12 protein-coding genes are annotated in these 21,977 nt (G+C 73.8%); 6 read left to right on the top strand and 6 right to left on the bottom strand.

Annotated elements, in window-relative coordinates:
• Positions 1–72 precede the first annotated feature (72 nt).
• Positions 73–5,448, top strand: coding sequence for a GH92 family glycosyl hydrolase (locus ACFO3J_RS26730; protein ID WP_386434269.1), 5,376 nt, complete (start codon positions 73–75; stop codon positions 5,446–5,448).
• A 147-nt stretch (positions 5,449–5,595) separates the two neighbouring features.
• Here the strand turns inward: ACFO3J_RS26730 and ACFO3J_RS26725 are convergent, their stop codons facing one another.
• The 3 genes from ACFO3J_RS26725 to ACFO3J_RS26715 are packed head-to-tail and all read right to left on the bottom strand — an operon-like array spanning position 5,596 to position 9,626.
• Entirely contained in the window at positions 5,596–6,045 is a 450-nt protein-coding gene (locus ACFO3J_RS26725) for a S26 family signal peptidase (RefSeq protein ID WP_386434266.1), read from the bottom strand.
• On the bottom strand, positions 6,042–6,788 hold the full coding sequence (locus ACFO3J_RS26720) for an ABC transporter ATP-binding protein (protein WP_386434263.1): 747 nt from the start codon (positions 6,786–6,788) through the stop codon (positions 6,042–6,044). The genes ACFO3J_RS26725 and ACFO3J_RS26720 overlap by 4 nt, the downstream gene beginning before the upstream one ends.
• Positions 6,789–6,812: 24 nt before the next feature.
• Positions 6,813–9,626 (bottom strand): FtsX-like permease family protein, encoded by a 2,814-nt coding sequence (locus ACFO3J_RS26715; protein WP_386434260.1) that lies wholly within the window; start codon positions 9,624–9,626, stop codon positions 6,813–6,815.
• A 338-nt stretch (positions 9,627–9,964) separates the two neighbouring features.
• Here ACFO3J_RS26715 and ACFO3J_RS26710 point away from each other — a divergent pair, with 338 nt between their 5' ends.
• The 4 genes from ACFO3J_RS26710 to ACFO3J_RS26695 all read left to right on the top strand — a co-directional run bounded on the left by ACFO3J_RS26710 (position 9,965) and on the right by ACFO3J_RS26695 (position 13,577).
• The gene (locus tag ACFO3J_RS26710; protein ID WP_386434257.1) at positions 9,965–10,162 is read left to right on the top strand and encodes a hypothetical protein; all 198 of its coding nucleotides are present in this window, start codon (positions 9,965–9,967) and stop codon (positions 10,160–10,162) included.
• A gap of 96 nt (positions 10,163–10,258) precedes the next feature.
• A complete protein-coding gene (locus ACFO3J_RS26705; RefSeq protein ID WP_386434255.1) occupies positions 10,259–10,819 on the top strand; it encodes a MauE/DoxX family redox-associated membrane protein in 561 nt (186 codons plus the stop codon).
• Between the two features lie 135 nt (positions 10,820–10,954).
• Positions 10,955–11,488 (top strand): TlpA family protein disulfide reductase, encoded by a 534-nt coding sequence (locus ACFO3J_RS26700; protein WP_386434252.1) that lies wholly within the window; start codon positions 10,955–10,957, stop codon positions 11,486–11,488.
• Between the two features lie 7 nt (positions 11,489–11,495).
• Positions 11,496–13,577: an ABC transporter ATP-binding protein gene (locus ACFO3J_RS26695; RefSeq protein WP_386434249.1), complete on the top strand. Its 2,082-nt coding sequence runs from the start codon at positions 11,496–11,498 to the stop codon at positions 13,575–13,577.
• Between the two features lie 126 nt (positions 13,578–13,703).
• On the opposite strand, the gene ACFO3J_RS26690 is transcribed toward ACFO3J_RS26695, so the two are convergent.
• Positions 13,704–15,602, bottom strand: a complete 1,899-nt coding sequence (locus ACFO3J_RS26690; RefSeq protein ID WP_386434246.1) for a protein kinase domain-containing protein — start codon at positions 15,600–15,602, stop codon at positions 13,704–13,706.
• 1,457 nt (positions 15,603–17,059) lie between these two features.
• On the opposite strand from ACFO3J_RS26690, the gene ACFO3J_RS26685 reads away from it, so the two are divergent.
• Positions 17,060–17,821, top strand: a complete 762-nt coding sequence (locus tag ACFO3J_RS26685) for a hypothetical protein (RefSeq protein WP_386434243.1) — start codon at positions 17,060–17,062, stop codon at positions 17,819–17,821.
• On the opposite strand, the gene ACFO3J_RS26680 is transcribed toward ACFO3J_RS26685, so the two are convergent.
• Together ACFO3J_RS26680 and ACFO3J_RS26675 are read right to left on the bottom strand one after the other, a co-directional pair.
• The gene (locus ACFO3J_RS26680) at positions 17,807–19,006 is read right to left on the bottom strand and encodes an MBL fold metallo-hydrolase (protein WP_386434240.1); all 1,200 of its coding nucleotides are present in this window, start codon (positions 19,004–19,006) and stop codon (positions 17,807–17,809) included. The two genes, ACFO3J_RS26685 and ACFO3J_RS26680, sit on opposite strands and share 15 nt — an antisense overlap.
• A complete protein-coding gene (locus tag ACFO3J_RS26675; RefSeq protein WP_386434237.1) occupies positions 19,003–21,837 on the bottom strand; it encodes a hypothetical protein in 2,835 nt (944 codons plus the stop codon). Before ACFO3J_RS26675 ends, ACFO3J_RS26680 begins: the two co-directional genes overlap by 4 nt.
• Positions 21,838–21,977: the final 140 nt, after the last annotated feature.

The following is a 21,977-nucleotide window of genomic DNA, read 5'->3' as shown; positions in this document are numbered from 1 at the left end:
ACAACTCTCCCACTGAAAGGCTCTTTTGTGTCACATCACCCTCACGCTCACCTCCTCTCCTTGAGACGGTGGGTGAGCGCGGCCACGGCACTGATGCTGCCGGTGCTGGCGCTCGCCGTGTCACCGGCGGCGCACGCGGCGACGGCGCACGGCGGCGCACCGGCGGCGGGCAGCTTCAGCTCGTCGTTCGAGTCGGCCGACCCGCAACCCGCCACGAACACCGTCGAGGTCGACGCGCACGGCAGTCCGGTGCAGAAGAACCTCAGCGGAACGAGCCCCTCGGGCCTGCCCGGCAGCCTGCTCGGCCAGGTCGGGGCGGTGACCGCGAGCGCCGAGAACCCTCCGGGCGAAGTCGCGGTGAACCTCAAGGACGGCAACCCGTCCACCAAGTGGCTGACCTTCAGCTCGACCGGCTGGGCGGCCTACCAGCTGACCAAGCCCGCCGCGGTGGTCAAGTACTCGCTGACCTCGGCGAACGACTCGCCGACGCGTGACCCCAAGGACTTCACCCTTCAGGGGTCCGAGGACGGCAGCGGCTGGGTGGACCTGGACAAGCAGTCGGGGGTGACCTTCAGCGGCCGGTTCGCCACCAACACGTACAGCTTCGCCAACACGACGGCCTACCCGTTCTACCGGCTGAACATCACCGCGAACTCCGGTGACTCGATCATCCAGCTCGCCGACTGGGACATCAGCGACGGCACCGATGTCCAGCCGCCGGCCACCCCGATGGTCACCAGCCCGGGGTCAGGTCCGGTCAGCGGCTACAACATGAAGGCGAGTGCCGGTTTCACCGGAGTGGCCTCGCTGCGGTACTCGGGCGGCGCGCAGGCCGACGGTGAGGCTTCCGCCACCAACCAGCTGTTCGACGTGCACATCCCGGTCGGACCGAAGAGCCGGCTGTCGTACAAGCTCTTCCCCGAGTTCACCGGTCACGACGCGCAGTACCCCTCGACGTACACCGCCGTGGATCTGCACTTCACCGACGGGAGCTATCTGAGCCGGCTCTCCCCGATCGACCAGCACGGCTACCCGCTCACGGCGGCCGGGCAGGGCGCGTCGAAGGTGCTCTACGCCGACCAGTGGAACGCCGTCGAGTCCGAGATCGGGAAGGTCGCCGCGGGCAAGACGATCGACCGCATCCTGCTCGCCTACGACAACCCGCAGGCCAAGGCCGCGACCCGATTCCAGGGCTGGCTCGACGACGTCACCGTCACCGGGACGCCGACGCCGATCGACGCCTCCAGCCTGACCAACTTCGTGGACACCCGCCGCGGGACCAACGCCTCGGGCTCGTTCTCGCGCGGCAACAACCTGCCCATCGCGGCGGTGCCGAACGGGTTCAACTTCTTCACGCCGGTCACCGACGCCTCCTCGAACTCGTGGGAGTACGAGTACCAGCAGGCCAACAACGCGGCGAACCTGCCCATGCTCCAGGGACTCGCGATCTCGCACGAGCCGAGCCCGTGGATGGGCGACCGCGACCAGATGTCGGTCATGCCGGTGCCGGCCGGCGGATCGCTGACCGGCTCGCCGAGCAGCCGGGCGCTCGCCTTCAGCCACGACGACGAGATCGCGCGGCCGGACCTCTACCAGGTCACGCTGCAGGACGGCCTGGTCGCGCGGATGTCGCCGACCGACCACGGCGGCGTCATGCAGTTCACCTTCCCCTCCGGGCAGGCCACCGGAAGCCTCGTCTTCTACAACGGCACCTTCACCATCGGCGCGGACGGTACGTTCACCGGCTGGGTCGACAACGGCAGCGGGCTGTCGGCCGGGCACACCCGGATGTTCGTGGCCGGTGCCTTCGACCGGGCCCCGACGGCATCCACCGGCACCTCCGCGACCTTCGACACCTCGTCGGACGCGCAGGTCACGCTGCGTATAGCGACGTCGTTCATCTCGACCGACCAGGCGCACAAGAACCTCGACCTGGAGGTCACCGGGCGCAGCTTCGACCAGATCCACACCGCCGCCACCGCGGCCTGGAACGACCGCCTCGGCCGGATCTCGGTGGCGGGCGCCACCCAGACCCAGCAGGTGACGCTCTACTCAAACCTGTACCGGCTGAACCTCTACCCGAACTCGCAGTCGGAGAACACCGGCACCGCGTCCGCGCCGCACTGGCAGTACGCGAGCCCGGTGTCGCCGGCCACCGGCACGACGACCGCCACCAGCACCGGCGCGAAGCTCGTCGACGGACAGCTCTATGTGAACAACGGCTTCTGGGACACCTACCGCACGGTGTGGCCCGCGTACTCGCTGCTCTACCCGGATGTCGCGGCCAAGATCGCGGACGGCTTCGTCCAGCAGTACCGTGACGCCGGCTGGATCGCCCGCTGGTCGTCGCCGGGCTACGCCGACCTGATGACCGGTACCAGCGCGGACAACGCGCTGGCCGAGGCCTACCTCAACGGCGTGAAGCTGCCGGACCCGCTGGCCGCGTACGACGCCGTGGTCAAGGACGCGACGGTCGCCTCCGGGCGCAGCGAGGTCGGTCGCAAGGGCATCGAGTCCTCGCTCTTCCTCGGCTACACCCCGACCTCCACCGGGGAGTCGGTGTCCTGGGCGCTCGAAGGCTTCATCAGCGACTACGGCATCGGCAACATGGGCGCGGCGCTGGCGAAGGACCCGAAGACGCCGAAGTCGGAGCGCGGCCGGCTCAAGGAGGAGTCCGCCTACTTCCTGGAGCGTGCCCGCGACTACGTCAACCTCTTCGACACCAACACGAAGTTCTTCGAAGGACGCAGCGCCAGCGGCGACTTCCTCGCCGGCGACCCGCTGGACTGGGGCGGTGTCTACACCGAGACCGACGGGTGGAACTACGCCTTCACCGCGCAGCAGGACGGCCAGGGACTGGCCAACCTGTACGGCGGCAAGAAGGGGCTGGAGCAGAAGCTCGACCAGTTCTTCGCCACCCCGGAGAACGCAGACCATCCCGGCGGCTACGGCGGCACCATCCACGAGATGGTCGAGGCGCAGGCGGTGCGGATGGGCCAGCTCGGCATGAGCAACCAGCCGTCGCACCACATCCCCTACATGTACGACTACGCCGGCGCGCCCGCCAAGACCCAGGCGCTGGTCCGGGAGATCATGCAGCGGCTCTACGTCGGCGACGAGATCGGCCAGGGCTACCCGGGCGACGAGGACAACGGCGAATCGTCGTCGTGGTACATCCTCAGCTCGCTGGGCATCTACCCGCTGCAGGTCGGCTCCTCCAACTGGGCGATCGGCTCGCCGCAGTTCACCAGGATGACCGTCCACCGGAGCACCGGCGACATCGTCGTCAACGCGCCGGACAACAGCACCAAGAACGTCTATGTGCAGGGCGTGACGGTCAACGGCAAGACCCAGCGCGCGGTGTCCATCGACTCGTCCGTGCTCGCGCACGGCGGGACGATCGACTTCCGGATGGGCCCGAAGCCGTCGTCGTGGGGCACCGGTAGGGACGACGCCCCGCCGTCCCTGACCAAGGGCAGCGCGGTGCCCAAGCCGCTGCAGGACACCACCGGCCCCGGGCTCGGCACCGCGACCACCGACGGCGGGCAGGACGCCTCGAAGCTCTTCGACGACACGTCGACGACGCAGGTGACCTTCGCCACCGGGACCCCGCGGATCACCTGGGCGTACCGCGGCGGCAAGCAGGCGCCGACCTACTACACCCTCACCTCTGGGGCGGCCGCGGGCGATCCGGCGGACTGGAAGCTCCAGGGGTCGAACGACGGGATCACCTGGACCACGGTGGACTCCCGCAGTGGCGAGGCGTTCCCGTGGCGTGACCAGACCCGGCCGTTCGCGATCGCCCGACCCGGACGGTTCGCGCAGTTCCGCCTGGTGGTGACGAAGACCGCGGGAGCCGCGCAGACGAATCTCGCCGAGGTCGAGTTGCTCGCGGGCGGCGACGTCCAGCTCGGTGGCGACGCCGTGAGCGTCAGCGCGGCGCAGGACCCGGTGCCCGCGACCGGAGGCGTCGCGGTCTCGGTGCCGCTGGCCACCGTCACCGGCGGTACGGCGAGCGGTTACCAGGCGACGATCAACTGGGGCGACGGGTCACCGGCCGCGCCGGGGACGGTCGCCGCGAGTTCGCGGGGCGTGTACAGCGTCACCGGGTCGCACACCTACGCCGAGCCCGGTTACTACCAGGCGAGCGTCCAGGCGACCGACGGCAAGAGCCAGGGGTCCACGACGGTCGGTGTCCAGGTGTCCTTCGCGCCGGCCTCGGGACTCACGGCGGCGTTCGACACCGTCTGCGTCGGCGACGACGGCGTGCGGGCGGCGAACTGCGACTCGGTGGGATACGGGTTCTCGCGTACCGCCCTCGCGGACGCCGGTGTGACGCCCGGCAAGGAACTCCAAGTCCCGGGTACGGCACTGCACTTCACACTTCCGGCCACCGGTGCCGGCGCGCCCGACGACGCGACCGGCAACGGCAGCACGATCGCGCTCAACCTGCCGGATGACGCCAAGAGCATCTCCTTCATCGGCACCGGAACGGAGGGCAACCAGAGCACGACCGGCACCGCGACGTTCAGTGACGGCAGCACCGCCGGCATTCCGATCCAGCTGAGCGACTGGACGCTGGGCGGCAACGCCAACGGCACCCCGGCCTACGGCGACATCGTCGTCGCCAAGTCCGCGTACCGGCTGAGCGGCGCGAACAAGGACAGCGCGCAGCCGTTCCTCTTCGCCACGACCCCTTATCAGATCCCGGCGGGCAAGAAACTCGTCTCGGTCACCCTGCCGACGCAGACCGGCGACCCCGGCTCGGTGGGCAGGATCCATGTGTTCGCCATCGCCGACGACGGTACGGCGGCCGCCGCGCTGACGGCCACCGCCGGGCAGGACCAGACGGCCACCGCCGGCAAGGCCCTGTCGGCGCAGCTCGGTTCGGTGACCGGCGGCGTCCCCGACGCGACCGGTTACCACGCGCAGGTCCAGTGGGGTGACGGCACGGTCCCGCAGGACGTCACGGTCGGCGCCTCGGGCGCGATGGCCGCGCAGCACACGTACCAGCAGCCGGGCACCTACACGGTGCACGTCACCGCCTGGGACACGCTGTCCAGCACGACCGGGACGTTCACGGTGACCGTGGCGCGCGAAGCGGCGCACCCGTCCATCACCGCGTCGGTCACGTCCGGCGGCAAGGGCGGGACTTCGGTCGCCGTCAACGGCACCGGATTCACCGCCGGGGAGCGGGTGACCGTCAAGCTCGGCACCAGCCCCTCCGCCGCCGTCACGGTGACGGCGTCTGCCGCCGGAGCGGTCCACGCCACCGTCGAGGTGCCCCGGAGTACGCGGCCGGGACGCTACTCGGTCACCGCCACCGGTACGTCCTCCCGGACTCCGGCGACGGTCACCGTACAGCTGGGCGACCACCCGTCGGCCCCGCCGTACCGCACGCCGGTGATCCCCTCCAGCACTCCCGAGCCGGGGGGTGCGACCGCCTGACGGTTCCGTGCCCGGCCCGCGCCGAGCGGGCCGGGGACGATCCGCCGTCCGACGCCGCCGGCAGGCGATCCCGGTCAGGGGTTCGCCTGCCGGCGGCTCTTCGCGTCGGGGGCGGCGGCTCGGCGCTTACCGCACCTGGGGTGCCGTTCAGCGGGCCGTGGAGATCCGGCCGAGCACCACACCGATGATCCGCCGCTCGGATATCAGGCCCCATTCGCGGGAGTCGGTGCTGTGGTCCGGGTTGTCGCCCAGTACCGCGACCCGGCCCGGCGGGACGATGCCGTGGGACGCCGCCGTTCCCGCCGGGACCGGCTGGTGCGGGAGGGCGGCCAGGCGTTTGACGGCGTAGCGGGCGCCGCCTCCGGCCGGTCGGCCGGGTGGGGTGAAGGGGCCGCGCACGACGACGACGCGGCCGCGGCGCAGGCGGGCGACGGGGCGGCGCAGCATCAGCAGGCGGTCCCCCTCGTGGTGGGTGGGTTCCATCGAGGCGCCCTCGACGGTGACGAGGAGCAGCAGGGCCCGCGCGGCCAGGGTCAGCGCGAGCGCGCAGCCCAGGGCCGCCGCCGGGGCGGTGGCGGCCCGGGAGGCCCCGGTCACGGCCGCTCCGGGACGGCGGAGTTGCGCCGGTCGTCCACGATCCCGCCGTCCCGCATGCTGACGACACGATCGCAGCGGGCGGCGATCTCCCTGTCGTGCGTGGCCAGGATCAGCGTCATGCCGTGCTCGGCGTTGAGGCGCAGCAGCAGGTCGATGATCTCCTTGCCGGTGGCGGAGTCGAGGTTGCCGGTGGGTTCGTCGGCGAGCAGCAGGGCGGGGCGGTTGACGAGCGCGCGGGCGATGGCCACCCGCTGCTGCTGACCGCCGGACAGCTGGGAGGGCAAGCGGTGTTCCCTGCCCTCCAAGCCCACGGCGGCCAGCAGTTCCCCGGCCCGGCCCAGCGCGTTGGAGCGCTTGCGGTAGGGCAGCACGGGGGCGATGACGTTGTCCCGGGCGGTCAGGGCGGGCAGCAGGTGGAAGCGCTGGAAGACGAAGCCGATGCCCGCGCGGTAGCGGGTGAGGGCGGCGCGGTCGGCCGCGGTGATCTCGGTGTCCGCGACGGTGATGCTGCCGCCGTCGGCGCGTTCGATCGCGCCGAGCAGGTGCAGCAGCGTGGACTTGCCGGAACCGCTGGGTCCCACCAGCGCCACGGTGCCGCCCGCCGCGACGGACAGGGACACGCGGTCGACGGCGGTGACGGGGGAGCCGGAGCCGGCCGCGAACACCTTGGTCACCTCACGCGCGGTCAGTGCCGCGCCCGGAGTCGTCGCCGTCCCCTCGGTCGCGGGAGCCGATGCGGTCATATCTGTTTCCTCGGGGTCGACGGGTCAGGCTTCTTCGGCCAGGATCTGCGCGGTGGAGTCGCGGCGAAGGGCTCGGGCGGGCAGCGCCGCGCAGCCGACCGATACGAGAGTGGCGGCGATCACCGCCAGCGCGGCGGTCCAGCCGAGGGTGGCGGTGAGGCGGCCGGTGAAGACGGCGTCGCCGGCCAGCGCCAGGCCGGCGCCGAGCACCGCCCCGGCGGCGGCCGTCAGCGCCGCCTCGGTGAGCACCAGCCGGGTCAGCGACCGGTCGGGCCAGCCGGTCGCCCGCAGCAGCGCGTACTCGGCGGCGCGGTCACGGATGTTGGTGTAGAGGACGTCGGCGATGGTGGCCGCGCCGAGCAGGCCGGCGATCGCGGCGGCGGCGTAGTCGCTGCCGCGCACCTGCACCGTCACCGCGTCGCCGAGCAGGGTGCCGGCCACTGCCCCGTGGAAGGCGGTGCTGATGCCGATCAGCGCGACCAGGGCGGCCACCCCGCCGGCCAGCGCGACGGCGCCCAGGGCGGTGCGGCCGGGCACCCGGCGGAGATTGGCCCAGGCCAGGCTGGATATCCCGGTGATGGTGGCGCGGCGCGCGGTGGCGCTGACGGCCGGCCGGACCGCCTCGCCGGGGTGGGAGCGGGCCGAGCGCCAGGCCGGCCACAGCGCGGCCAGCGCGGCCAGCAGCACCGCCGCCGGTACGGCGAGCAGGGCCCGCTGCCAGCCGACGTCGACCCCGGCCAGCCGCCCGGCGGGCAGCGACAGCGCCGCCCCGATCAGCCCGGCCACCGTACCCAGGGTCACCACTTCGGCCAGGATCAGCCCGAACAGGCGGCGGGCGGGCCAGCCGAGGCAGGCGAGCACGCCGAGTTCGGTGCGCCGGGTCCGCACCGCCGCCGAGGTCGCCCCGGTCACGAAGAGCGCGCAGACGCCGAGGACCAGCAGGAACAGCACCAGCGACTTGCGGTCGACCGCGTCGGCGATGGTGGTGGCCACGCCCTTGCGGGACCACATCTCACTGAGCGTCAGCCGGGGGCGGCCGAACTTCCCGGCCGGGTCGACCACTTGGACCGGGGTGGACGAGGAACCCATCGTCACATCGACGTCGAGACCGGTGCTGTCGTGGATCCGCTGGGCCACCAGCCGTACCCGCTCCCGGGACAGCGGGTCGGTGCCGAGCGCGCCGGTCAGCCGGACCCGCACCACGCTGATGGGGTCGGCGGTGTCCACCCCCAACTGCGGGGTGACGCCGGTGAACTGGCCGGGATCCGAGAAGACCGGGAGCGAGTCGAGGGTCGTGATCATGGACGGCGGTACCGACAGCAGCCCCGCCACATTGCCGTTGGGCAGCAGCGGCCGGCCCTTCAGGGCGGACACCGAGGCGGCGTCGGCGCCCCCGGCCTGCGGCGCGAAGTAGGTCTCCATGGGGACCGCGCCCAGCCCGGCCCGGGTGCCGGACAGCTTGCCGGCGTCGAACCGGCCGACAGGGTCGAGGACCGGCATGGGTGCGGTGCCGGTGCCGCTGTAGGTCAGGGACCGGTGCTGGGTGAGCGGCCGTACGGAGGTGTCGGCCAGGTCGGAGCCGTCCCGCAGCTGGCCCGCGCCCAGGTCCGGGCTGGGCAGCGGCGGCTCGGTGACCGGACGGGCGGTGAGAGCGGCGCCCGTTCCGGTGTAGCGGACGGGCAGCGCGCTGAGGTACTGGCTCAAGTTGTCGTTGGCGTAGGCCGATCCAGGGGGCGGGGCCGCCTGCTGGCCGAGGCCGCGGACCAGTACGTCGTACGCCTGCTGCGCGGTGAAGCTGACCCGGGTGGTGGGCCGCCCCGCGGTGCCGGGCAGGGACTGGGCGAGCTGGCCGGCGGTCCGGCCGGCCGAGACCGACCGCGCGGCGGCGGGCGGGAGTTCGGCGACGGCGACATCGAGCCGCTCGTCGGTCGACGCACGGTCGGCCAGCAGCACCGGGATGGCGGTGCGCTGCCCCGCGGTCACCGGCCGCTGGGCCGGTGAGAAGTAGCCGCCGCTGGTCACCGCCTTGTCCAGGCCGTCGAGGCGGGCCTCCTGGACCGGGTCGACCGCCTCCACCAGATAGGGGAAGGTCCAGTTCACAAAGCCCGTGCCGGCCGGTTCGTTGTCGGTCCCGGTCGCGGAAGGACTCGCGCCGCCGGGCTGGTTGACGTTGTTGTGCGGCCCGGTCGAGCCGCAGGCCAGGGCAACCGCGTCGCTGCGGTTGGTGGCGGTGTCGAACACTCCCTTGGGGTCGCAGATCGGGTGCGCGCTGCCGTCCGGGGCGATCTGGTCGATCTCCGCGCCGAGCGTGCCCGGTACGAGGGCCGACGGGGGGTGCCGGATCGAGCGGTCGGTCACATAGACGTAGGAGCTGCCGGCCGGGACCTGGGTCAGGCCGCCTTCCGAGACCAACCGCGCGTCCAGCCGCCACACTTGGGAACCGGCGCCGGGCCGGACATACGCCGACAGGTCCACCGGCAGGGTGACGGTCGGCAGGCTGTAGCCGACGACGGCGACCGGAGCCGCGGCGTACACCCCCGGCACGGAGAGGATCCGCTGCCACTGCGCGCGGCTGATGCCACCGGACAGGCCGCTGAGCGCTGTGGACGACACCAGGTTCTGCCGGGTCTCCAGGGCCGACCGCGCGCCGGCCGGCCGGACCAACAGGTCGTACGCGCCACGGGCGTTGGCCGTCACGGTGCCGTTGACCTCCAGCCGCTGGGCGCGTGCCGTCTCGGTCAGCACCGCGAAGGAGGTGACCGCCACCACCAGCGCCGCGAGCAGGGCCACCGCCCTTCTCGGCCGGAACCTCAACTGGGCCAGCACGGTGTGCCACACGGCGCGGATCCCCCCATCGGCCGCATCACCGTACGACCAGCGATGTCAGCAATCACCATCAGCACGCAAGAGATTGCGCGAAACCAGTCGTGATCCTCACATCCCCGGTTCAGGAGAGTCAATGGGCTTGCGCGGCGATCTTCCGCGCCCGGCCGGGGAAATGTCCTGGCTTCGGCAGATCGAGCCGAAACTGCACGCCATGGAAAAGAAATTTTTAGTTTGGTGGCTTGAATTTTTCCGACACTTGCTTGCAGTCTTGTGCCGCCAGGGACGAGGTCCGAATCCTCGACGAAGCCCGGCGACCCGTCAGAAGGACCGAAGGAGTCACCATGCGTCCCATGTTCGAGCGAGTCGGCGACCGCATCCTGCGCGCCGTCCTGCCCCAGGAGAAGGCGTCGGCCTGCGGTTGGGGGCCTTATGTCGTCGTATGGACGACCGCCACCGAGGTCTTCTACCAGCGCGTGAACACGTGCAGCGGCCTCAAGCAGTGCAAGATCCAGATCGGGGACGTCACTTCCCCCGCCGCCTGTTCGTAATCCCGCCGGTTCATTCCTGAGGCGCGTGGGGGGCGACCGGAATTCGCCCCCCACGCACTGCCCGACAGTATCCCGCAGGAGACGGGGGAGGAATGCATGATTCCGATATCGCATTGGGCGCAAGTGGAATCCCGGCTGATCCTGGCCATGGTGTTCACGCTGTCGGCCGTCGTCAAAGTCCGGTCCGCCCCGGCCCGGGCGGGATTCCGCGCCGCGTTCGGCGCACTCGGCGGCCGGCTGGTCCGGCGGGCGACCGGTACCCTTGCCGGCCGGGCGCTGCCCGGCGCCGTGCCGGCCGTTGAAGTCGCCCTGGCCGCCGGCCTGCTCGTGCCGGCCTCGGCGGATCCGGCGCTCGCCGGCGCCGTCGTCGTGCTGGCGGCCTTCGGTGCGGCACTGGCCGCGGCCCTCCGTCGCGGCGCCGCCGTCTCCTGCAACTGCTTCGGCGTCTCCCACCGCCCGGTCAGCCGGGCCCAGTTGGCGCGCAACACGCTGCTCGTCGCGGTCGCCGTCCTCGGCCTGCTCGGCTCGCGGGGCGACTCCGGCGCCGGGCCGGTCGGCCTGCCCGCGCTGCTGGTCGGCCTGCTGGGAGCCGGCGCGGCCGCGTGGATCGTCTCCCTCTGGGAGGACCTGACGGATCTGCTGGCCGCGCCCCGATGACGCATCCCCGGTGACGGACCCCCGATGACCCACCGCTGCCCGCACCCGCCGAACGCCCCGAGGACCGGACCGGAGGACCGGAGAGCGCCGCCCGGCTCCGGTCCCGCATCACCCACCTTCCAAGGAGGCCCCGCCATGGCTGTGTTGACGGCCGCCGTCGTCGTACTCGGCATCCTCTGCGTGCTCAACCTCGCGGTGACCGCGGCCGTGATCCGCCGGCTGCGGACCGTGCCCGCCACCGGAAGCCGCCCACCGGTGGCCGGTCTCGCGCCCGGTTCGGCGGTACCCCAACTGGCCCTGCGGGACGAACGCGGCGAGCCGGTGACACGCGCGTCGCTGCTCGGACACCACACGCTGGTCGCCTTCTTCGCCACCGACTGCCCGGAGTGCTCCATCCACGCGCCCGAGTTGGTGGGCCGCGGCGCGGAACTGGGAGCGGCCGGCGTCCGGCTGCTCACCGCGCTCGTCGACACTGGGCCCGACCGCAACGGTCTGCGCCGACTCCTCGGCGGCGCGGGCACCCTGCTGGTCGGGGAGGCGTCGGCCGAGCTGGCCGCGCGCTTCGCGACCGAGTTCACCCCGGCGTACTTCCTGGTGGGACCGGACGGCACCGTGCTCGGCAGCGGACCCACGACGGCCGCCCTGCCGCTGCCGGTCCCGGCCGGCTGAGCCGCGCGTGCGCAGCCGGACCCTCCCCGCGGCACCGGCCGGCCGCCCAGGCAGGCCGGCCGGCCCGTCCGCGCTGGGCCTGCTCGGCCGGGCGTGCCTGCTGTATGTGCGGGCCGCGCCCGTACCCGCCCTGATCCGGCTGGCCGGCACCGTGCTGTCGGGCGCGGCCCCACCGGTCACCGCCTGGGCCGCCAAGTCGCTGCTGGACCGGCTCAGTCGGCACACAGGGCCTCCGCTCTGGCTCGCGGTCGGCGTGCTCGCGGTGACCGGCGGTGTCCTCGCCGTCAGCCAGGAGGTCTCCCGGTACGGCGAACGCGAGGCCGACCGCCGGATCGCCCTGCACACCCAGGCCGAGCTGTTCAGCGCCGTCAGCAGCCAGCAGGGACTCGCCGACCTGGAGGACCCCGGCTACCAGGACCGGCTCCGGCTCGCCCAGCAGGCCAGTCAGAGCGGCCCGCAGCTGCTCGCCGGCACCGTGCTCTCCGTACTGCAGAGCGTGCTGACCGTCGGCGGCTTCGTCGTCGCGCTCTACGGGTTCTCGCCGCTGGTGGCCGCACTCGTGCTGTCGGCCGGGCTGCCGGCGGTGTACGCGCAGCTGAAGCTGAGCCGCCGGCGCGGTGAGATGGCCGAGCTGACCTCGCCCCTGATGAGGCGGCAGATCTTCTACGTGACGCTGCTGACCGATGTCCGCGCGGCCAAGGAGATCCGCCTCTACGGACTGGGCGGGTTCTTCCGCGACCGGATGCTGCGGGACCTGCGCCGGGCCCAGGACGGCGACCGCGCTGTGGACCGGACGGTGCTGCGCGTCGACGGCGCCCTTTCGCTGCTGTCCGCCGCGCTCTCCGGGGCCGCCCTGGTCGGCGCCGTGCACATGATCGGCGCCGGCCGCGGCAGCGTCGGCGACCTGGCGGTGGTGACCACCGCGCTGGCCACCGTCCAGCTCACCATCACCTCGCTGGTGGGCCTGCTCGGGACGGCCGGTCAGACGCTGCTGCTGTTCCGCCACTACACCGACCTCGTCCGCCCGCCCGAGCGGACGGGCGGCCCCGCTCCCGAAGCGGGACCGCTCACCGGGGGCATCGAGCTGTGCGACGTCTGGTTCCGCTACCACCCGGACCACGACTGGGTGCTGCGCGGGGTGGACCTCGCGATCCGCCCCGGCGAGGCCGTGGCGCTGGTGGGACTCAACGGAGCGGGCAAGTCCACGCTGGTCAAACTGATCCTCGGGCTCTACGGTCCGACCCGCGGCGGCGTCTCCTGGAACGGCGCGGACCTGCGGGCGCTGGACCTCCCCTCGGTGCGGCGCCGGATCGGCGCCGTCTTCCAGGACTTCATGACGTACGACATGTCCGCCGCGGACAATGTCGCGGTCGGCGACCTCACCGCGCTCGACGACCTGCCCCGGCTGCGGGAGGCCGCCGCCCGGGCCGGGATCGACGCCCGGCTCGGCTCCCTGCCCGACGGATACGCCACCTATCTGAGCCGGATGTACCGACCCGACCGGGGTACGGCGACCCGGCGCGGTGCGGGGAAGCGGCGGCGGAGCGGGGAGGGGAGCCCGCCGGGCACGGGGGCAGGGCCGGACGCGGGCAGCTCGGCCGCCCCTGGGGCGGAGGCCGTTGGGCCGGACGCGGCGGGGTCGGGGTCGGCGGGGTCGGGGTCGGCGGGATCGGGCACCGCGCCACCGGGTGGGGCCGGGGTGCTGCTGTCGGGCGGGCAGTGGCAGCGGGTGGCGCTGGCCCGCGCCCTCCTGCGCGACGACGCCGACCTGCTGATCCTCGACGAACCCTCCTCCGGCCTGGACCCGGTGGCCGAGCGGGAGATCCACCGCGGTCTGCGGGAGCACCGGCGGGGCCGGAGCAGCCTGCTGATCTCGCACCGGCTCAACACCGTCCGGGACGCCGACCGGATCGTGGTCCTGGAGGGCGGCGCCATTGTGGAGGAGGGCAGTCACGCCACGCTGATGGCCCTCGGCGGGCGCTACGCGGAACTCTTCCGACTCCAGGCCGACGGCTACCAGTTGCCCGGCCCGGCGGACCGGGTGACGGCCGCCGAGCAGGCCGAGACGACAGGGCGCCCAGGCTCCTGAGCCTGGGCGCCCCGGGCGGCCCGCCGCACACCGAGCCGGCCGTGCGGGCGGGGTCGTCGGAGAGTGGCGGCGGACTGGTTGCGGGGGCTTTCGGTGGTCCGCAACCAGTCCGCGCGCGGGTGGGGCTCAGTGGCAGCCGACGCCGTACGAGCCGTTGCCGGAGGCCGCGGCCGGGTCGGTGGAGGCGGTGAGGCCGATGTACGGGTGCTTCGGGTCGGGGGTGAAGGTGAGTTTGTCGGTGTAGGTGTAGCTCGTCGCGCCCTTGGGGAAGCGCGCGGTCTGGGATGACATGGTGACCGAGCCCTGCGGGCCGGCCTTGCTGCTGTGCCACCAGGTGAGATCCAGCGTGCCTGCCGCACTTCCGTCGTAGCTCACGACGACCGTGGCGGTCGCGGTGTGGCTGCCGGTGGAGCAGCTGATGCCGGTCACGGCGACGGAGGAGACATGCGGGCCGGTCGCCGAACCGGTGGTCTTCGTGGGATCGGCCGACGGGGTGGTCGGTACGGCGGTCGGGGTCGTGGTCGGGCTGCTCGTGGCCGTGGCCGATACGTCCGCCGCGGGGGTGACCGACGGGGTCGGCGTGCTCCGGGTGGGCGGCGGGGTGGTGGCCGTGGGCGACGCCGAAGGGCTGGCCGTCGGGGAGGCCGTGGTGGGCGCGGCCGAGGGTGAGGTGGTCGTGGGAGCCGGGGCGGCAGGAGCCGAGGTCAGTGAGGTGACAGCCGACGGGGTCGGGGTCGGTGTCGCGTCGGCGTCGCTCTTGTTGCCGGTCGCCACGGCGGTGACGGTCACGGCGCCCGCGACGATCACGACTGCCACGGCGACGGCGAGGATCTTCGCGCGCCGTCCGAACCGGCGTTCGCGGCCCTCGGGGCCACCCGTGGGTCCGTGACCGGCGGGGATGCCCGTGCCCCCGCCGGGCGGAAGCGCGGCGCTCGCCGCGAAGGCGGCCTGCGGGATCGCGGCCACCTCGCCGCCGTCCGGCGGCGGCAGCAGCAACGGGGCGACCGACGCGGCGAGTTCACGCTGCCCGCGCTCTTCCCAGTCCTCGCCGTAGGCCGCGACGGCGACCGCCTCCACCTCGGCGGCGAAGTCGGCGGCCGTCTGCGGCCGTCCGGCCGGTTCCTCGGCCAAGCCGCGTGCTACGAGGGGCTGTACGGGCTCCGGGACCTGTCCGTCCGGTACCGGCGCCTCGGCGTGCTCGACGGTGGGTTCCGCCGCGGCGCTGCCCGCGTACGGCGGCGTGCCGGTGAGGCATTCGTAGAAGGTGGCCGCCGCCGCGTAGAGGTCGGAACCCGCGGTGACCGGTCCGCCCGCCAGCTGCTCCGGGGCTGTGTAGGCGGGGCTCCCCGCCGGCGTACCGCTCCCGTCGCCCCGGGCCGCCAGGCCGAAGCCGACGAGCTTGGTGGCACCCTTGGCGGTGACCAGTACGTTCGCGGGCTCGTAGGCCCGGTGGAGGATGCCGGCCTCGTGGACCGCGGCGAGCCCGAGCAGGGAACCCTTGAGGACGGCGAGGGCCGATTCGGGGGTGGTGGCGCCCTTCTCCCGGAGCAGGGCGCTCAGGGCGACGCCGTCGAGCTGCTCCGCCACGATCGCGGCGTGGGGGCCGTCCTCGACGTAGGCGTGGAGCCGTGCCACGTACGGCGAGTCGAGGCCGCCGAGCAGCCCGGCCTCGCCGCGGAACGCCTCACGGAAGGCGAGGTCTCCGGTCAGCGCCGGCGACAGGTAGGTGATCGCGACCGGGGTGCCACTGCCTTCGTGCAGCGCCCGCACCGCCCGGTCGGAGGCGCTGGCGCCGAGGTCCGGCTCGTGCAGATAGCCGGGCACCCGCCAGGGGCCGCCCTCCGGGGCAACCGGCTGGTCGGCGGCTACGGCGGGGGCCGCGGGCTCCTGGGGCTGCGTCACCTTCGGCGCGGCAGCGGTCTTCGCCGCCTTCACCGCCTTCGCCGGGGCGGCCTTCTGGCCCGGCGCGGCGGCTTTCTGCGGCTTCTGGCCCTGCACGGTCGGCTTGGCGCGCGTCGCCGGCACCGCCTTCGTACTTGCGGCCGCGGAGGTCTTCCGCCCCTTCACCGCAGGCTTGGCCCGCGTTACCGGCGCGGCTGCTGCCGCCGGCTGTCCCGCTTCTCCGGCAGGCGCGGCGGCCGGAGCCGCATTCGCGGCGGGGGCCGCACCCTTTGGCGCCCGCGACCCGGGCTGGGCCTGCGGCGTCTGCGTTCCGGCCTGGCTGTCTGAGGCCGGCTCGGCACTGGGTGCGGCGGTCGCGGGTGCTCCCGCGACCGGGGCCGTCTGGGCGGCCGCACCCTTCGGTGCTTCCGTCCTGGGCTTGTTGGGCGCTGCCTGCGTTCCGGCCGGGGATGCGGCCTGGCCGCTTGGGGCCGCCGGCTGGTCGGGTGCTGCGGCGGCCGGAGCCGCATTCGCGGCGGGGGCCGCACCCTTCGGCGCCCGCGACCCGGGCTGGGCCTGCGGCGTCTGCGTTCCGGCCGGGCTGTCTGAGGCCGGCTCGGCACTGGGTGCGGCGGTCGCGGGTGCTCCCGCGACCGGGGCCGTCTGGGCGGCCGCACCCTTCGGTGCTTCCGTCCTGGGCTTGTTGGGCGCTGCCTGCGTTCCGGCCGGGGATGCGGCCTGGCCGCTTGGGGCCGCCGGCTGGTCGGGTGCTGCGGCGGCCGGAGCCGCATTCGCGGCGCGGGCCGCACCCTTCGGCGCCCCCGCACCCGGCTTGCCCTGGGCCGCCTTCGGATCCGCCGCGGGTATGTTCCCTGCCGCCGGCTGCCCGTCAGCGGACCCCGCCGTTTCCCGGGCCGCCGTCTCGGGACCGGCAGCCGACGTCTGCCCCTCCGTCGAGGCGGCGGCCTCGGCGCCCGGTTCCGCGCCCGCGGACTTGCCCGAGGGCGCCCCCTGTGCCGGACGGGTGCTCTCCGCAGGAGCCTGCGTGGGCTGGCGGGGCCGGGCCGCGGGCTTCCGCGCCTTGGCCGCCGGCTTCGGGCCGGGGCGCCGCTGCCCGGCCGGCTGCGCCTTCGCGGGTTTTCCGTTGTCCTCGCCGGGTGTGCCCGTGCCGTTGTGGTCGTCCACCTGATCCCGCCCTCGTGCTGTCCTTGTGGAGGAGCCGTGTTCGTAGCCCCTCGACGCCCGGTTTCGTATCGGATTCCGCCGGCAGCCGGGCCGATCTGCCGGGGCCTCACGGCGTCCGTTCGACCTTCCCCCCGAGAGAGGGCTGAGCGTCGAAGACGCGGGCAGGGCCCGGGAAACACCCAGGGGCCGGAGAGGAGGAGCCGTGAGGATCAAGAGGGTACTGGTGACCGGCACCGCGCGGGGGATCGGGGCGGGCGTGATGGGGCGGCCGGCCGCGTGGGAGCGGCCCGCCGGGGAAGGGGAGTTGCCGGCCGGCTTGCGCCCGCGCTGCCGGGAGCGGAGCGGCATAGCGGCCCCGAACTCGGGGGATGGACCTGCTGAGAGCTGTTCGCGGAGGTTTCGGAGCTGGGGGGCTCATGGCAGGGGGACTGGGGATCGGCCTGTTCGATCGTTACAGCAGGCACGCGCGGGTGAGGCCGGTACTGATCGCGGTGCTGCCCGTGCTGCTGGTGTTCGCCGCGGAGCTGTCCGCGTGGGCGGATCTGCGTCATCTGTGGGTGCTGATCGTCCTCAGCGGACTGCCGTGGCTCGCCGAGCAGATGGGGCGCAGCCGGGGCAAGAGGCTGGAAAGTGAGCTGTTCCGCGCCTGGGGAGGCGCCCCCAGCGTCCAGTTGCTGCGGTGGCGCGGGCCGATGAACCGGACCCGGCTGCGCCATCTCCGGACCAACCTCCAGGAAATCGTCGGGAGTTCGCTGCGGCTTCCCTCGGAGGAAGAGGAACGGGCGGACCCGGAGGCGGCTGACGAGGTGTACGAAGCGGTCGGCGCTGTGCTGCGGGTCAGGGCCCGGGCGCTGCCGGGCGCGGAACTGGTCGCGATCGAGAACCGCGAGTACGGCTTCCGGCGCAACGCGCTGGGCCTGCGGCCGGTCGCCCTGGCCACGGTGGCGGCCAGTCTGCTGGCCGGCGCGCTGTGGTCGTTCGCCGGCCCCTCCCGGGAGGCGCCCGGTTCGGCGGCGCTGCTGTTCGCGGCACTCGCGGTGAACGCGGGCCTGCTGGCGTTCTGGACGCTGCTGGTCCGTCCGCCGTGGGTCGAGCAGGCGGCCTGGACCTACGCCGAACGGCTGCTGGAGACCGCGGTCGTCCCCGACGGCCAGGAGCCGCTGTCACATCCCGCGTGAGACGGAGCCGTCGCCGACCAGAAGGGTGATGCCGCTCGTCCCGGACGCCGGAAGCTCGGCGCCGAAGCCGAGTTCCTGGGCGAGCAGCGCGCCGGCGTAGCGCTCGGTGCTCACCACCCGGTGGTTGAACCACAAGGTGGGCCGCGCCCCGCCGCGCACGATGATCCGCGCCATCGCCCGCAGACTCGGGTGTTCACCTTCCCCGGGACGGAACGCGGCCTCGTGGGCGCCTCGCCCGAGTGTGCGTCCGCCGTCGGTCGAAATCAGCCAGTGGCGGCAGGCGATGGCGTCCACGAGTTCCGGGCTGAGATTGCGGGAGCTGCCGTGGTGGGGGACTTTGCACAGGTCCACCCGGACCGGCTCCGCCCCGCCCGGCAAGCGGCGGAGCGACGCGACGAGCGTCTCGGCCTGCGCGTCCGCGCCGAACAGGACACGGGCGCCCTCGTCGTCCTCGGCGCAGAAGGCGATGCTCGACCCGTTGCCCGGCGCGGTGTCCCGGGAGTAGTGGGCGTCCCCGGCGAGTTCACGCCAGGGAATGTCCGGGCCGCCGAAGCCCCCGCCCCAGCCCGCTTCCGGGCCCTCTTCCCCGCCCGGACCGATGTCACCGAGCAGATCGCCCGCCCCGAAGGCGTCGTCCCCGGTGTCCGGATCGGGTTCGGCGCCGGGCATGGCGTCCGGGTCCTCCCATATCGCGCCGAGCCTGCGCAGGCCGCTCCAGGTCGGCGACAGCAGCGTGAGCCGGAGGCCCGGCAGCAGGAGGACCGGCAGCGGCCCCTCGTCCGGGACGGCGACGGCCGCTCCGCCGGTGCCCGCGTTCCACGGCTGCCCGGAGACACGCAGCAGCTCCGCCAGGCGGTCGCCCTGGCGGGGACCGAGCAGGTCCGGGGCGGTCAGATGACGCCGGCCGTTGAACCAGACGTCGTCCGCCGCGAAGCCCTCCGGTGGCTCGGCGAACAGCGGCAGCAGGCCTCCGATGTGATCGTTGTCGAAGTGGGTGCACACCACGAGGTCGAACCGCCGCTCGGACAGCGGCTGCCGGGCGAAACGCTCCGCGAGGCCGGGCGGGAGCTTCGTCCGCGAACCGTTGCCGCCGTCGATGAGCATCCGCCGGCGCGTGCCCCGGTGCGTCCACTCGACCCACAGGCAGTCGCCGTTCCCGGCCGGCAGCGCCTCCACCCGGATCACCGCGCCCGCACCTCCCAGTCGGTGTCGCCGTACCCCACGAGAGCCAGCGCCCAGGCCTCGCCCCTCAGCAGCGCGGCGGCGCGGGCGCTGGTGAGGGCCTCTCCCAGCAGGGTGCCGGTGCCGGGGGCGTCCGCGAGCCGCCGTATCTCGCTGACCAGTTCCACCGCGACCGGGATGATGTGCCGGCTCAGCACCGGGGCGAGGGTGGCCACCACCCCGGGCGCTCCGCTGTCCAGGAAACGCGAAGGCGCTCCGAGCAGGGGCGTCAGGCCCTCCGCCGTACCGCAACCGATCAGCAGGACCAGCGGGTTCGCCGCGGCTTCCGCCACGACCAGTGGTGCCAGGGTGTCGCGGATCCACAGCCGGTCGTCGCTGCCGATGCTCAGCGCCATGCCGCGGTGGAAGTCCTCGGTGAGCTTCTCGCTGTGCACCACCAGGAGCAGCCCGTCGGGAGGGGCGCTGCCGTCGCGGAGCCGCTGTGCCTGGCCGGCGAGCTCCCGCCAGGTCGACGCGGTGGAGAAGGCCGGGGAGAACGCGGTACGCAGCCGGGCGACAGCCGCCGTCCAGGCCCTTGTCCCGTTGTGGTCGGCGCGGTCGCAGGCCGCCGCGAGAAGCGACCCGAAGCCGACCGTGTGCCGTTCGACGTCCGGGCCGACGGCGAGGACGAAGTCCTTTGCCATCCGTGCCGATCTGTCGGCGCTCACATGGCGCTCGATGACCTTGCTCGCGCCCCAGAAGCCGAAGGGACAGACGACATGCGGGGATGCGTGCTCCGGGCAGTCGGTCGCGCAGCGCGCCGCTCCCGGCAGGGACGGCGCGTGGGGGCAGAGCCGGCCCGCTTCACCCAGCGGCCCGCCGATCCGCAGGGGCCGGTCGTAGACGAGTTCCAGCGGGAGCAGCTCTTCCGGGCGGGCCGCCAGTACGGAGACGCGCCGCGCTTCCCGGAGCGCCGCGGCGTCGACGGCCGGGACCAGCCCGGTCCGCTCGCCGAAGAGGCCGCGGAACAGCGCCGAGCCGCTCTTGGCCAGGCTGATGAGCAGCTCTTCGTACGACGGGCTGGTGTAACCCTCGTACTCATCCGGGGATCTGGCGGGACAGGACAGCATCGCGGCCAGTTCCGCGACCGTCCGGGCGAGTTCCACCGGGGACCTGATCTCGACCGCGACGCTGTCCGTGACGGTGGTGACCACCGGGGTCCCGGAGGTGTCCCGGTCAAGGGTCAGCGCGAGGTCGTGGGGTACGCGCGCTTCGAGGTCGTCGGTGTCCGCGTGGACCACGGACTCCAGCTCGAACGAGGGCGGTCGCGTCGAGCCGACGGTCGCGCTCAGCACACCGCTCTGCAGGATACGGCCGCGGTGGAGCAGGGTGAGGCGCACCGAGACCGCGCTGCCCGGCGCGCCGGTCGTCACGGCGAACACCGCCTCCTCGGACGGCCCGTCGGCCGGCAGACGGACCTCCCGCAGCTGTACGGGACGCGGCGACGTCTGAGGCCGCGGCTCCGAACCGTCCGGCCGAGGACCGCGTGGCTCCGAACCGCCATGCTCCGGACCGTCCGGCTCCGAACCGTGCAGCTCCGACGCGACGATCCGGACCTGATGGGTGCCCCGCCGGGGGAGCGCGTCGACGGGAAGGAGCACCTGTTCCGCGGTCGCCCGGCCCGGGCGGCCGACCCAGGCCCTGAGCTCGTACCGGGTGTGCGGAAGGACCGCGGCGGTCGTCGCCGCCTGCTGCCCGGGCTCCGTCAACCGCGCCCGCAGCACCCGGTACGGCTGCGACCGCCGGTCCCGGTGGACCTCGCGCAGGATGCGCGCCGAGCGGCGAGCGGACAGGTCGCCAGGACGCATCCCGTGCGGGGTCTCCGAGGAGCGCAGCGACCGCTCCAGACCCGCCCGGCCGCCCGCGCCGAGTCCGATGGCGGCGCGGGCCACCGCGGCCCGGACCCGGGTCCCGTCCAGCAGCCCGGGATCGGCGAGCAGTTGCGCGGGCGCCGCGCCCACGGCCCGCGCGGCCCGGTCGAGCGCCGTATCGAGCGGTAAGTCCTCGGTCATGGCCGCCAGCAGAGCCACGAGCCACTCCGCCTCGTCCGCGCCCGGGTCCACCGCGGCGGCGTTCGTCGTACCGAATCCGGCCGCGATACGGCGCAGTCCACCGGGGCCGGGCGGGTACGCGCTCCCGGCCGCGCCCCGCAGGGCGGCCACCACCGTGGCCGTCGCCGTGACGGCCGACGCCGGTTCCGCGTCCCCCTCCCGGACCACCACCAGCGAAGCCCGGGCCCAGCGCCCGGTGGGGGCGATCTCGGTGACGCACGCCTGCCACAGGGGAGTCCCGCGCAGCCGCTCCGCCAGGGCGGTCCGCTCCCGCTCGCTCGCGTCCGGCAGCAGGATCACGCGCAGCGGCCAGGTCCACGGCGGGCAGGTGCCGGGGGTGGGCGCGGCGGCGGCGCTGACGGCCGAGATGTTCCGGGCCGCACGCAGAGCGGACAGCAGGGAGGCCAAGTCGTCGGCGTCATCGGGGGACTTGACGCTGAGGCGGGCACCGGGGCCGTCCTCGGCGGCGGCGCTCCACCAGGAGGCCAGCCGCGCCGTCCACGAGGCGTCGCCGCGCAGCAGCGCGGTGGGGTCCGCCCACTCCAGCAGCGCGGGCACCCGGGCGCCGTAGGCACCCGTGCGAGGGGCGAGGAGACCGCGCAGGTCGGGGAGGTCCTCCGACGGCAGGACGCCCGCCGCCGCGGCCACACCGGCGCCCGCCAGGGCGTCCGCGATCAGCCGCTCGCCGGCCGCCGGTCCGAGAGCGCCGCCCGCCGCGCGCCGCAGTTCTTCCAGTTCCACCATGTCCTCAACGATGCCCCGACGCCCGTCGGCCGGGCGTCCCGACCCGGCTGGCCCGCACGGCTGTCGGCCGCTGTTCCCGCTCCCCGCTCCGCCGGCCAGTCTAGGATCCGGAAGGGAGGTCTCGCGGGGGTCGGCGCCGC

The organism is Streptomyces polygonati, from assembly GCF_042650325.1.
GTDB lineage: Bacteria > Actinomycetota > Actinomycetes > Streptomycetales > Streptomycetaceae > Actinacidiphila > Actinacidiphila polygonati.
The sequence above is the reverse complement of the archived record's forward strand: the minus strand, read 5'-3'. Positions and strand labels throughout refer to the sequence as shown.

Bases quoted from the DNA above. Each gene is read 5' to 3' on its own strand.
- ACFO3J_RS26700 (WP_386434252.1), top strand. From the start codon at position 10,955: ATGGCTGTGTTGACGGCCGCCGTCGTCGTACTCGGCATCCTCTGCGTG.
- ACFO3J_RS26685 (WP_386434243.1), top strand. From the start codon at position 17,060: ATGGCAGGGGGACTGGGGATCGGCCTGTTCGATCGTTACAGCAGGCAC.
- ACFO3J_RS26675 (WP_386434237.1), bottom strand. From the start codon at position 21,837: ATGGTGGAACTGGAAGAACTGCGGCGCGCGGCGGGCGGCGCTCTCGGA.
- ACFO3J_RS26720 (WP_386434263.1), bottom strand. From the start codon at position 6,788: ATGACCGCATCGGCTCCCGCGACCGAGGGGACGGCGACGACTCCGGGC.
- ACFO3J_RS26710 (WP_386434257.1), top strand. From the start codon at position 9,965: ATGTTCGAGCGAGTCGGCGACCGCATCCTGCGCGCCGTCCTGCCCCAG.
- ACFO3J_RS26705 (WP_386434255.1), top strand. From the start codon at position 10,259: ATGATTCCGATATCGCATTGGGCGCAAGTGGAATCCCGGCTGATCCTG.